This is a genomic window from Kineococcus haloalkalitolerans, from assembly GCF_050871905.1.
GTDB lineage: Bacteria > Actinomycetota > Actinomycetes > Actinomycetales > Kineococcaceae > Kineococcus.
In genome coordinates, this window is the sequence record NZ_JBJLSH010000013.1 from 1 (window position 1) to 11,949 (window position 11,949).

At 76.2% G+C, this 11,949-nt stretch carries 14 protein-coding genes; 10 read left to right on the top strand and 4 right to left on the bottom strand.

The genetic code is table 11. The features are described from left to right. Positions 1–128 precede the first annotated feature (128 nt). From ACRYMY_RS07150 to ACRYMY_RS07195, 10 genes are all read left to right on the top strand, one after another. Positions 129–983 carry a carbohydrate ABC transporter permease gene (locus ACRYMY_RS07150; protein ID WP_432546640.1) on the top strand — a complete coding sequence of 285 codons (855 nt, stop codon included), beginning with the start codon at positions 129–131 and terminating at the stop codon, positions 981–983. 3 nt (positions 984–986) lie between these two features. Continuing rightward, positions 987–1,874 carry a carbohydrate ABC transporter permease gene (locus tag ACRYMY_RS07155; protein WP_432546575.1) on the top strand — a complete coding sequence of 296 codons (888 nt, stop codon included), beginning with the start codon at positions 987–989 and terminating at the stop codon, positions 1,872–1,874. Positions 1,875–1,967: 93 nt separating this feature from the next. Continuing rightward, positions 1,968–2,675 carry a ThuA domain-containing protein gene (locus tag ACRYMY_RS07160; protein ID WP_432546576.1) on the top strand — a complete coding sequence of 236 codons (708 nt, stop codon included), beginning with the start codon at positions 1,968–1,970 and terminating at the stop codon, positions 2,673–2,675. Next, positions 2,660–3,814 carry a Gfo/Idh/MocA family protein gene (locus ACRYMY_RS07165; protein WP_432546577.1) on the top strand — a complete coding sequence of 385 codons (1,155 nt, stop codon included), beginning with the start codon at positions 2,660–2,662 and terminating at the stop codon, positions 3,812–3,814. The genes ACRYMY_RS07160 and ACRYMY_RS07165 overlap by 16 nt, the downstream gene beginning before the upstream one ends. Beyond that, positions 3,811–4,680 (top strand): alpha/beta hydrolase, encoded by an 870-nt coding sequence (locus tag ACRYMY_RS07170; protein ID WP_432546578.1) that lies wholly within the window; start codon positions 3,811–3,813, stop codon positions 4,678–4,680. Before ACRYMY_RS07165 ends, ACRYMY_RS07170 begins: the two co-directional genes overlap by 4 nt. 49 nt (positions 4,681–4,729) lie before the next feature. Continuing rightward, complete coding sequence (locus ACRYMY_RS07175) at positions 4,730–5,290, top strand: RNA polymerase sigma factor (RefSeq protein WP_432546579.1); 561 nt, start codon at positions 4,730–4,732, stop codon at positions 5,288–5,290. A gap of 160 nt (positions 5,291–5,450) precedes the next feature. Next, the gene (locus ACRYMY_RS07180) at positions 5,451–6,047 is read left to right on the top strand and encodes a methylated-DNA--[protein]-cysteine S-methyltransferase (protein ID WP_432546641.1); all 597 of its coding nucleotides are present in this window, start codon (positions 5,451–5,453) and stop codon (positions 6,045–6,047) included. Further along, a complete protein-coding gene (locus ACRYMY_RS07185; protein ID WP_432546580.1) occupies positions 6,044–6,247 on the top strand; it encodes a hypothetical protein in 204 nt (67 codons plus the stop codon). The genes ACRYMY_RS07180 and ACRYMY_RS07185 overlap by 4 nt, the downstream gene beginning before the upstream one ends. Further along, entirely contained in the window at positions 6,237–6,830 is a 594-nt protein-coding gene (locus tag ACRYMY_RS07190; RefSeq protein ID WP_432546581.1) for a DUF1697 domain-containing protein, read from the top strand. The genes ACRYMY_RS07185 and ACRYMY_RS07190 overlap by 11 nt, the downstream gene beginning before the upstream one ends. Then, complete coding sequence (locus tag ACRYMY_RS07195) at positions 6,827–7,360, top strand: DUF6328 family protein (protein ID WP_432546582.1); 534 nt, start codon at positions 6,827–6,829, stop codon at positions 7,358–7,360. Before ACRYMY_RS07190 ends, ACRYMY_RS07195 begins: the two co-directional genes overlap by 4 nt. 27 nt (positions 7,361–7,387) lie before the next feature. On the opposite strand, the gene ACRYMY_RS07200 is transcribed toward ACRYMY_RS07195, so the two are convergent. The 4 genes from ACRYMY_RS07200 to ACRYMY_RS07215 form a co-directional block, all read right to left on the bottom strand. Continuing rightward, positions 7,388–8,428, bottom strand: coding sequence for an iron-siderophore ABC transporter substrate-binding protein (locus ACRYMY_RS07200; protein WP_432546583.1), 1,041 nt, complete (start codon positions 8,426–8,428; stop codon positions 7,388–7,390). 68 nt (positions 8,429–8,496) lie between these two features. Then, positions 8,497–10,335, bottom strand: a complete 1,839-nt coding sequence (locus ACRYMY_RS07205) for a thiamine pyrophosphate-requiring protein (RefSeq protein WP_432546584.1) — start codon at positions 10,333–10,335, stop codon at positions 8,497–8,499. 71 nt (positions 10,336–10,406) lie between these two features. Continuing rightward, positions 10,407–10,712, bottom strand: a complete 306-nt coding sequence (locus tag ACRYMY_RS07210; protein WP_432546585.1) for a YtxH domain-containing protein — start codon at positions 10,710–10,712, stop codon at positions 10,407–10,409. Between the two features lie 94 nt (positions 10,713–10,806). Continuing rightward, a complete protein-coding gene (locus tag ACRYMY_RS07215; RefSeq protein WP_432546642.1) occupies positions 10,807–11,937 on the bottom strand; it encodes an aminotransferase class V-fold PLP-dependent enzyme in 1,131 nt (376 codons plus the stop codon). Positions 11,938–11,949 lie beyond the last annotated feature (12 nt).

Sequence of the window (11,949 nt, forward strand, 5' to 3'; positions counted from 1 at the left end):
CCACACCACGTCGCACCCCCCCACCCCGACCCCCCCCCCCCCCCCCCCCCCGCGCCCCCCCCCCCCCCCCCCCCCCCCCCCCCGCCCGCGGCCGGCAGGGGCGGGGCGGGACCGGCGGGACCGGCTCGCTGTGGTGGCTCGTCCTGCCGGCGCTGGCGTTCTTCACCTTCTTCGGCATCGTCCCGCTGGTGGGCGTCTTCGCCCTCAGCTTCACCGACTGGGACGGCATCGGCCCCGTCGAGTACGCCGGGCTGAGCAGCTGGACGGCCGTCCTGCGCGACCCCGAGCTGCCCAACGCCCTGCTGGTGACCTTCCTCATCATGGCGCTGTCGTGGCTCTTCCAGACGCCCATCAGCCTGCTCATCGGCGTCTTCACCGCCGGCTACCAGCGCTACCGGGCGTTCCTCGCGGTCCTGTACTTCGTCCCGCTGCTGCTGAGCTCGGCCGCCATCGCCATCGTCTTCAAGGCGCTGCTGGACCCGAACTTCGGCATCGGCGCCAGCCTCGGGCTGGGCATCCTCGACCAGGACTGGCTCGGCCGCCGCTGGCTGGCCCTCGGCGTGGTCATCTTCGTCGTCTCCTGGCAGTTCGTGCCCTTCCACTCGCTGATCTACCAGGGCGGCGTGCGGCAGATCCCGGCCTCGATGTACGAGGCCGCGCAGCTGGACGGCGCCGGGCGCGTGAAGCAGTTCTTCCACATCACCGTGCCGCAGCTGAAGTACACGATCATCACGTCCTCGACGCTGATGGTCGTCGGGTCGCTGACGTTCTTCGACCTGATCTTCGTCCTCACCCAGGGCGGTCCCGGCAACGCCACCCGGGCGCTCGCGCTCGACATGTACCTGCGCGGCTTCCGCGCCAGCCTCATGGGGCAGGCCAGCGCGATCGCCGTCATCCTCGTGCTGGTCGGTCTCGCCCTCGCCCTGCTCCTGCGGCGCCTGGGCGGCAAGGACGCGAACAGCAGCCAGCTGGAAGGGGCCTGACCCATGGCCACGACGGTCGACACGCCCCCCGAGACGAAGGCGGCAGCGCGCGCCAGCCGGCGCGGCGCCAGCAGCACCTCGCGCAACTACCTCGGCGGCCTGGCCGGGTGGATCTGGCTGGCGATCATCATCGTCCCGATCTACTGGATCCTGGTCACCAGCTTCAAGGAGCAGTCGGAGTACTTCCGCACCAACCCGCTGTCGCTGCCGGAGAACCCGACGTTCGCGGCGTACCAGCAGGTCATCGAGTCGGACATCGCCCGCTACTTCCTCAACAGCGTCCTCATCACCGTGGGCACGGTGGTGCCGGCCATCCTCATGTCGTTCATGGCGGCCTTCGCGATCGTGCGCGGCGGCGGCGGGCGCTTCCTGCGGACCGTCAACGGCATCTTCCTCATGGGGCTGGCCATCCCGCTGCAGGCGACGATCATCCCCGTCTACCTGATCATCATCCGGATGGAGCTGTACGACACGCTCTGGGCGCTGATCCTGCCCTCGATCGCGTTCGCCATCCCGCTGTCCGTGCTGCTGCTGAGCAACTTCATCCGCGACGTCCCCAACGAGCTGTTCGAGTCCATGCGCCTCGACGGCTCCAGCGAGTGGGGCAGCATGTGGCGCCTGGCGTTCCCGCTGACCCGCCCGGCGATCGTCACGGTCAGCATCTACAACGCGCTGCAGGTCTGGAACGGCTTCCTGCTCCCGCTGGTCCTGACCCAGAGCCCCGACAAGCGCGTGCTGCCGCTCGCGCTGTGGACGTTCCAGGGCCAGTACACGGTCAACATCCCGGCCGTCCTGGCCGCGGTGGTGCTGAGCACCCTGCCGATCCTCGTCCTGTACGTGGTCGGCCGCCGCCAGCTCATCGCCGGCCTCACCGCGGGCTTCTCCAAGTAGCCCGAGGGCACGACCGCACGACCGCACGACCGTCCCCGGGGCCCGGCGGGCCCCGGGGACCACCTGTTCGCACCGCACCCGGAAGGACCTCCTGTGACATCCCCCGCGGGCGGGCGCTCCGCGCTCGTCGTCCGAGGCGGCTGGGACGGGCACCAGCCCGTCGAGGCCACCGACCTGTTCATCCCGCACCTGGAGGCGAACGGGTTCACCGTCCGCGTCGAGGGCTCGCCCGAGGTCTACGCCGACGGCGACTACATGGCCGGGGTGGACCTCGTCGTGCAGTGCAACACGATGAGCACGATCGAGAAGGACCAGCTCGCCGGCCTCATGACGGCCGTCGAGAACGGCACCGGGATGGCGGGCTGGCACGGCGGGATCGCCGACTCCTACCGCAACTCCTCCGACTACCTGCACTTCATCGGCGGGCAGTTCGCCTGCCACCCCGGCAAGGCCCCCGAGGAGCTCACCGGCGAGCAGGCGGACAACTACGTCCCCTACCGCGTCGAGATGCTGCCCGCCGCCGCCGACCACCCGATCACGCAGGGCATCGGCGACTTCGACCTGGTCACCGAGCAGTACTGGGTCCTCACCGACGACTACCTCGACGTGCTCGCCACCACGACCCAGGCCGTGCGCGCGTGGGACCCCTGGCACCGCCCCGTCACCTCCCCGGCGATCTGGACCCGCCAGTGGGGGAAGGGCCGCATGTTCGTCAGCACGCCGGGGCACAACGTCGAGGTGCTCCAGGACCCGAACGTCAAGACCATCATCGAGAGGGGCCTGCTGTGGGCGGCACGGTGAACCCGCTGCGCGTCGGCGTCGTCGGCGCCGGCACGATCAGCGCGCAGTACTCCGCGTGCCTGCAGCGGCTGCCGCAGCTGCGCGTCACCGCCGTCTCGGACCTGTCGGCCGAGCGCGCCGGCGCCCTGGCCGCCGAGCACGAGGGCGCCCGCGTCCTGGAGCTGCCGCAGCTGATGGCCGCCGACGACGTCGACGTGGTCCTCAACCTCACGCTGCCGCGCACGCACGCCGACATCGCGCTGCAGGCGCTGGCCGCCGGCAAGCACGTGTACGGCGAGAAGCCGCTGGCGATGGACGTGGCCGAGGGCCGCGGGGTCGTCGAGGCCGCCGCCGCCGCGGGGCTGCGCGTGGGCTGCGCGCCCGACACCGTCCTGGGCACCGGCGTGCAGACCGCCCGCGCCGTCGTCGACGCCGGGGAGATCGGCGTCCCGCACTCGGCCACGGCCTTCATGACCACGCCCGGGCACGAGCGCTGGCACCACTTCCCCGACTTCTACTACCAGCCGGGCGGCGGCCCGCTGCTGGACATGGGGCCGTACTACATCACCTCGCTGGTGCACCTGCTCGGCCCCGTCGAGCGCGTCGTGGGCGTCTCCTGGCGCCCCTCGCCCACCCGCACGATCGGCCGCGGCCCGCGGGCGGGGGAGAGCTTCGAGGTCACCACGGACTCCTCCACCGCGGGGATCCTCGTGCACGCCTCGGGCGCCGTCTCCACGCTCGTCATGAGCTTCGACACCTGGGCGGCGCGGCTGCCGCGCATCGAGGTGCACGGCACCGGCGGCTCGCTGTCCGTGCCCGACCCGAACCTCTTCGACGGCACCGTGGAGGTCTACTCGGCGGCCAGCGCCCCCGAGCCGGGCCCGGGCGCCGACCACGACGCCAACTGGCGCGACGCCGGCGTGCGGGCGGGCTACCTCGACGCCGGCCGCGGCTACGGCCTGGCCGACCTGGCGATCGCGCTGGGCGAGGGCCGCCCGCACCGCGCCAGCGACGAGGTCGCGCTGCACGTCCTGGACGTCATGGAGTCGGTGCAGCGCGCGGCCGCCACGCGCGGCTCGGTCGAGCTGACCACGACGTGCGAGCGACCGGAGGCGGTCACCTCCCCGGTCGACCTCACCGCCGCGGCCGTCGGCGCGTGAGCGGCGCCCGGGTGGACGGCGGCTGGCGGGCCCTGGAGGCCGACGGCCCCCACGGCCCCGTCCCGGTCCGCGTCCACCCGGGGGCCGGCGACGGCTGGCTGCTGTGGGTCCACGGCGGCGGGTTCGTCGCCGGCGACCTCGACATGCATGAGGCCGACGGGGTCGCCCGGTGGCTGGCCGCCGACGCCGGCCTGACCGTCGTCACCGTCGACCACCGGCTGGCCACGCGCCTGGAGGACAGCCCCCGCTGGCCGGTCCGCTGGCCCGTGCCCTCCGACGACGTGCTCGCCGCGTGGGACCTCGTCACCGCCCGCGCGGGCGGGGCGCCTGTCCACCTGGGCGGGTGCTCGGCCGGCGGCAACCTGGCCGCCGGCGCCGTGCTGCGGCTGCTCGAGCGAGGACGCGCGGTGCCGCGCTCGCTGGTGCTGGCCTACCCGACGCTGCACGTGGTGCAGCCGCCGCCGGGCGACGACCTGGCCACCGCGCTGCTGTCGCTGCCGGCGCAGGAGCGCTGGGGGCCGGAGCAGGTGCGCGGCATGTACGCCAACCTCCTCGGTCCCGCGCTGCTGGAGACCTCCGGCGCGGGCGGGCAGGGCGCCGTGGAGGTGCCGCTGGCCGCCGTGCCCGGCGCCGCCCGGCCCGAGGACGTCGCCGCCTTCCCGGCCACGTACGTGCTGCTCGGCGACGTCGACGGCCTGCGCCCCTCCGGCGAGGACTTCGCCCGCACGCTGCGCGCGGCCTCGGTGCCGGTGCGCGTGGAGCTGGAGGAGGGCACCGTGCACGGGCACCTCAACCGCCCCGAGGAACCCTCCTGCGCGCGCAGCCTGCAGCGCCTGAGCCGGTGGTACGCCGAGCACGCGGGGTGAGACCGCGCCGGCGACCTCACACCCCGGCCGTCCCGGACGTCTACCGGGTGTGAGAGCGGTGCAGGGCCCGGAGCCCTTCGAGGTGGTCGTGCGGCGGCACGGGCCCGCGGTGCTGCGGGTGTGCCGGGCCGTGGTCGGCCCCGACGCGGCCGACGACGCCTGGTCGGAGACCTTCCTCGCCGCGCTGCGCGCCTACCCGCGGCTGCCGCCCGGCAGCGACGTGCGCGCCTGGCTGGTGACGATCGCGCACCGCAAGGCCCTGGACGACCACCGCGCCCGCCGCCGCCGGCCCGTACCGGTGGGGGCCCTGCCCGAGGAGGGCGGTCGGGCCGGCGCCGTGCCCGGCCCCGGCTCCTGGCGCGAGGACCTCTGGGAGGCCGTGGCCGCGCTGCCGGACAAGCAGCGCCGCTGCGTGGCCTACCACCACCTCGCCGGGCTGCCGCACGCCGAGGTCGCCGCCCTGGTGGGCGGTACGCCCGAGGCCGCCCGCCGCGCCGCCTCCGACGGCGTGCGGGCCCTGCGGCGCACCTGGACGGCCGACCCGGACGACGACCGGGGCGGGACGCACGAGCAGCGGTCGACGACGCAGGGGGTGCTCCGTGGGCGGTGACGTGGACCGGGACGTCGAGCTGGACGTCGAGCTGGACGTCGAGCTGGACGTCGAGCTGGACGTCGAGCTGGACGTCGAGCTGGGCGTCGAGCTGGACGTCGAGCTGGACGGGGGACCGGCCCCCGGCGCGGCCGGGGAGGGCAGCGCGGTCGAGCGCCTCCTGCGCGACCTGGTGCGCCGGGCGGAGGCCGAGCAGCTGCTCGACGTCGCCTACCGGGTCGTCGACGGCCCGCTGGGGCCGCTGCTGCTGGCGGCCACGCCGCGCGGGCTGGTGCGCGTCGCGTTCGCCGTCGAGGGGCACGAGGCGGTGCTGCAGGACCTCGCCGACCGCGTCAGCCCGCGCCTGCTGCACGCTCCCGGCCGCTTGGACGAGGCCGCCCGCCAGCTGGACGCCTACCTGGCCGGCGAGCGGCGCGCGGTGGACGTGCCGCTGGACCTCGCGCTGGCGCGCGGTGGCTTCCGGCGCGAGGTCCTCGCTGCGCTGCGGCGCATCCCCTACGGCGGGACCGCCACGTACGCCCAGGTGGCGGCCGCGTCGGGCAGCCCGGCCGCCGTGCGCGCCGTCGGGACCGCCTGCGCGCGCAACCCGCTGCCGCTCGTGGTGCCCTGCCACCGGGTCGTGCGCAGCGACGGCCGCGCCGGGCAGTACCTGGGCGGGGCCGACGTGAAGCTGCGGTTGCTGCTCCTGGAGGGGGCGCGGCAAGATCGGGACGAGGGTGGAGCACCGAGCGGTGCCCGAGCGGGAGGTGACCGGTGAGCGAGGACGTCAGCGAGCACGACGCGCCCGAGCACGTGCCGGACCCCGCGCTGCGGCCCGAGGACGCCGAGGCCGTCGAGGAGGCGGTCGAGCGCCTGCGCGAGCCGTCCGCCGAGCGGCCCGAGCCCAGCGACGCCGACGAGCGCGACGTCCCGGTGGACGACCCGGAGGACTCCGACGAGCCCGCCGGTGGCGCGTGAGCGGACGACCGGGAGGCCCGCGGTGCGCTGGGTGCTGCTGCTGCGCGGGGTGAACGTCGGCCGGATCACGGTGCGCAGCGCCGCCCTGTCCGCGTGCCTGGCGGGGGCGGGGTTCACCGGGGTGCGCACCGTGCTGGCCTCCGGCAACGCCGTCGTGGACGTGGACGTGGACGTGGACGTGGACGTGGACGCGGATGAGGACGGTGCGGGGGCGGTGCGCGCCCGGGCTGAGGCCGCGCTGCGGGCGGGCTTCGGGTACGAGGCGTGGGTCGTGGCGATGACCCCCGCCCGCCTGGCCGAGGTCGCCGACGGCTGGCCGTTCGGGCACGAGGAGGGCGTGCAGGAGCACTGCGTGCTGACGTCAGATCCGGCGCGGCTGGCCGATCTGCACGCCACGGCCCCCGTCGGCGAGCGCGAGCGCGTGCGGCTCGCCGGGGACGTCCTGTACTGGGCGGTGCCGGCGGGCTCGAGCACGGACACCCCGTTCGCCCGGGCGCTGGGCGCGGCGCGCTGGAAGCCGCACGTCACCACCCGCACCGTGCGCACGCTGCGCCGGGTGCTCGCCGCGGCGGAGGCCCCGTGACCGACCCCTCGACCGGCCTGCCCGCCGGCGGCGCCGACCCCGACGACCCGTACGCCGGGCTGCGCAGCGAGACGCCCACCGAGCGGCTGGACCGCAACTGGGTGGAGCTGCTGCAGGAGCTGCGGGTCGTGCAGACCGGTGTCCAGCTGCTCACCGGCTTCCTGCTCACCCTGCCGTTCCAGGCGCGCTTCCAGGAGCTGGACACGTTCCAGCGCACCAACTACGTCGTCGTGCTGCTCCTGGCGGTGACCGCGACGGTCCTCTTCGTCGCGCCCGTCGGCTACCACCGGGCCCTGTTCCGCCGGCGCTCCAAGCGGCGGCTCGTGGACGCCGGGACGCGCTTCGCGAAGGCGGGACTGACGACCGTGGCGCTCGTCGTCGCCGGGGTCGTCCTGCTCGTCGTGGACGTCGTCCTCGGCCGCGCCTGGGGCGTGGCGGCCGGCTCGCTGATCGCCGCGCTGATCGTCCTGTTCTGGTGGGTGATGCCCCGCAACGCCGTGCGGCTCGCCCGCCGTGAGAACGGCGACTGACCCCGGCCCGTGGGCGCGGGCCGGTGCTCAGGGCCCGGACGGGGCCGCCGCCAGGGCCGGGACGAGGTGGTCCAGCGCGTAGGGCACCGACAGCGCGGTGCCGTAGCTCATCGCCCCGCGCACGTCGAGGTCCGGCAGGACCAGCGCGCCGCGCCGCACGACGTCCAGGGACGCGAGCACGCCGTCCTCCTCCACGACCGCGCGCGAGCTGTCGTCGGTCAGCACGACGAGGACGTCGGCCTCCAGCAGGTCCAGGCGCTCGCGGGAGACCTCGACGAAGAAGCTGTCGCCGGTGTCGGCGGCGGCCACCTCCGCGGGCAGCGAGAAGCCGAGGTCGGCCATCACCTGCCCGCGCGCGTCCCCGGGCAGGAACACCCCGTAGCGCCCGTCGTAGGGCAGCGCCACCACGCCGGTGCGCCCGGCGAACTCCGGGTGCGCCGCCCGGGCGTCGGCGAACGCCCGTTCCACGTCCTCCTCCAGCCGGCGCCCGGCCTCCTCCTGCCCCAGGGCGGTGGCGATGAGCCGCGTCTGGACCGCCCGGTCCACGGCGTAGGCGTCGGTGCCGGCGGGACGGGCGAGGACGGGAGCGACCCGGGACAGCTGCTCGAACAGCGGCGCCCGCAGGCCGGAGGAGACCGCCAGGACGAGGTCCGGGCGCAGGGCGGCGACCTCCTCGACGCTGACCTCGGCGTCGGAGCCCAGCCGCACCGGCGTCCCCGTCAGCAGCGGCTCGGCCCACGGCCCCAGCCCCGTCTCCGGGTAGAAGGTGAAGCCGGTCGTCGCCAGCGGCTGCCCGCCCAGCGCCAGCAGCACGTCGGCGTCGCTGACGCCCACGCTGACGACCCGCTGCGGGGCCGCGGGCACCTCGGTGGTCCCGAACGCGCTCTCGAAGATCACCGGGAACGGGCCGTCCGCCCCAGCGCCGGTGGCGGGGACCGGCCCGGCGGGCGCCTCGCCCGCACACCCCGCCGCGCCGAGCAAGGCCGCGCCCACCGCGCCCGTGAGCAGGCCGCGGCGGCTGGGGGCGCGCGAGGAGGAGGCGGACGGCACGGCGGCGGTGAACGGCATGGCCGTGAGGGTAGCCTCACCTCACCACTCGGGGTGTGCGGGGTCGGTGCCGCCGGACGGACGGCCGCTCAGTCCCGGCGGCGCACGGCGCGGGCGGCCGCCCCCACGGTCTGGCGCACCCCGTCGACGACGATCTCGCGGGCGCCCGCGCGCTCCTCGGCGTCGGAGGACACGGCCTGCTTGACGGTGGCCTTCGCGGTGGACACCAGCTGCTCCCGGGTGACGTGCGGGGGGATCATCGGCACGTTCGCGTCCACCACGGCGTGCACGACGACGGGCTCGCGCGCGGCCACCGCCCGGTCCAGGACGGCGTCCAGGCCCTCGGGGGAGTCCGCGCGCAGCCCGCCCAGCCCCAGCAGCTCCGCGTAGCGGTCGTACGGCAGCGACGGCACCTCCATCGCGGGCCGGAACGGCACCTCGGCCTGCATCGCCCGCGCCTCCCACGCCACGAACGACAGCTCCGCGTTGTCCAGGACCACGACGACGAACCGCGGGTCCGCCCACGTGCGCCAGCGCTGCGCGACGGTGATGAGCTCGTTGACGCCGTTCATCTGCATCGCCCCGTCGCCGACCAGCGCCAGCACGGGCCGGTCCGGGTGGGCCTGCTTGGCGGCCAGCGCGTACGGCATCCCGCCGCCCATCGACAGCAGCGTGCCCGACAGGGAGGCCAGCATCCCCGGCCGCAGGTCCAGGTCGCGCGCGTACCAGCTCGTCGCCGTGCCGCAGTCCACGGCGACCATCGCGTCGTCGCTCAAGCGCTCGGACAGCCCCCGCACCAGCAGCTCGGGGTTCAGCGGGTCCGCGGCGGCGCGGGCGCGCTCGGCGCCCCACGCCCGCCAGTCGCGGTTCCACCCGGCGATCTCCTCGCGCCAGGACGGGTCGGGGTCGGCGCCCTCCAGCAGCGGCAGCAGCGCGCGCAGGGTCTCGGCCGCGTCCCCGACGAGGTTGACCTCGGTGGGGTAGCGCAGCCCGCAGCGGGTGCCGTCGACGTCGACCTGCACGGCGCGCGCCTTCCCCGGCGGCGGGTAGTACTCGCTGTAGGGCATCGTCGTGCCGACCATCAGCAGCACGTCGCACTCCTGCATGAGGTTCCAGCTCGGGCGGGTCCCCAGCAGCCCGATGGCGCCCGTCACCCAGTCCAGCCGGTCGTCCAGGACCGCCTTGCCCAGCAGCGCCTTCGCCACGCCCGCGCCGAGCCGGTCGGCCACCGCGGTCAGCTCCTCGGTGGCGCCCAGGGCGCCGGCCCCGGCCAGGACCGCCACCCGGCGGCCCGAGCGCAGCACCTCGGCGGCCTGCGCCAGCGCCTCCGGCCGCGGCGCGCCCGGCAGCGAGCCGGGCACCGCGCTGGTGCTCACGTACCCGTGCCCGTGGGGGACCTCCAGCACGGCGTCGGCGTCCTGCAGGTCGCTGGGCAGCACGACCGCCGTCACCGTGCGCCGCTCGCGGGCCGTGCGGGCCGCGCGGTCGACCACGTGCTGCACCTGGCTGGCGGCGGAGACCTGGAAGACGAAGTCGCCGGCGACGTCGCCGAACAACCGGACCAGGTCCAGCTCCTGGTAGTACTGCGTGCCCAGCGCGGGGGTCGCGGTCTGCCCCAGCAGGGCGACGACGGGGACGTGGTCCAGCTTGGCGTCGTACAGGCCGTTGAGGACGTGCACCGCGCCCGGCCCGGAGGTGACGACGGCGACGCCCAGCGGGCTGCCGCCGTACTTCACGTCCGCGGTGGCGGCGAAGCCGGCGGTCTCCTCGTGGCGCACCTGCACGAACTCGGCCTCGCCGGCCTCGACGGCCCGGCCGATCGCGGAGACCACCCCGCCGATCCCGTCACCGGGGTAGCCGTAGAAGCGGCGCGCGCCCCACGCGGCCAGGCGCGAGACGACGTGGTCACCGACCGTGGGGGAGCTCATCACCCCACCCTCGACGCGCGACGGCCGCCGCGCACCTCGGTGGTGCGGGGCGGCCGTCGGCGCGGGACGCGTCAGTCGTTCGGCATGCGGGTGTGGTGCTGGTCGCCCAGCGCGCTGTCACCGCTGCCACCGCCGGAGGTGACCTTGTCCTTGACTTGCCCGGCCACCGCGCCCGCGGAGTCGGACAGCTTCGCCCCGGCCTGCTTGGCCATGTCGGTCCCGCGGTCCTGCAGGTCGACGACCGTCTCCTGCACCTTCGGGTTGCCCCACAGCCGGCCGGCGGCCGCGGCGATCTGGTCGTAGCGCTCCCGGCCCGCTCGGGTGCCGAGGACGTAGCCGGCGGCGCCGGCGACGAGGAAGAGGGCCTTGCCCTTCATCACGTGCCTCCCTGGGGTCGTGGTCGTGATCTCGCCCGTCCACTCTGGCAGCGCGGGCCGCGGCCCGCGCGCCGAGCCGCCGCGGGCGCCCCGCTCAGCGGCCCGTGACCGCTGTCAGCGCCGCCGCGAGCGCCGCGACGTCCCCGGTGGTGGTGTCCAGGTGCCCGGACACGCGCAGCACGTCGCGGGTCATCTCCTCCGGCGCGCGCTCAGCGGCGGCGGCCGTGGTGACGGTGCCGTGCTCGGCGAGCAGGCGCGCGCGCACCGCGGCGACGTCGACGTCGTCCCCCGCCGGGCGCAGGGTGACCGTCGCGCTCGGCTCGGCGGCGTCCTCGACGACCGTCCAGCCCGGCACGCCGGCCAGCCCCTCCCGCACGGCGCGGCCGACCCGGGCCAGCCCGGCGTGCACGCGCTCCGGTCCCAGCGCCAGGTGCTCGGCCAGGGCGGCGGCCAGCCCGACCCGGCCCGCCACGTGACCCTCGGAGCGGTCGGCGAGGCGCCCGTGCCACGCCGAGCCGGGGGAGGCGGCGACCAGGCCGACCCCGCGCGGGCCGGTCAGCCACTTGCGGGAGGTGGCGTACACGAGGACGTCGGCGCCGGCCAGGTCGCCGGTCAGCGGCAGCCGCACGTCCAGGTGGCCGAGGGCCTGCGCGGCGTCCACGACGACGGGCACCCCGGCGCGCGCGCACTCGGCGACGAGCTCCGGCACGGGCTGCACGGTGCCGGCGTGGCTGCCCAGCCACGTCAGGTGGACCAGGTCCGGGCGGTGCGCCCGCAGGGCCGCGGCCAGGTCGCCGGGGTCGAGGCGGTGCGGGCCGGGTCCGTCGGGAGCGGGCACTGCGGGGGCGGCGGCGCCGACGTCGCCCAGGACCCGCAGGTTCGGCCCGTACTCGCCGCGGGCGCGCAGGACCGTGCGCGGGGGCCCGCCGGGGCGGGCGAGGAGGACGTGCAGGAGGGCGTCGTGCGCGGAGTGCGTCCAGGCGACCGCGCCCGCCCGCGGGCCGGCGTCCCAGCCGAGGAGCGCGCGGACGGCGGCCCGCCCGCCGTCGAGGGCGCCGGCGGCCTCGGCGGCGGCCACGTACCCGCCGGCCTCCGCCTCGCGGCGGGTGTGGGCGGCGACGGCCTCGAGCACGGCGGTGCTGCTGCGGCCGGCGGCGGCGGAGTCCAGGTGGCGCAGGGCGCGCGGCGGGCGGGCGGCGCGGTGGGCGGCGCCGAGGCCGGGCACGAGGTCGTCGGT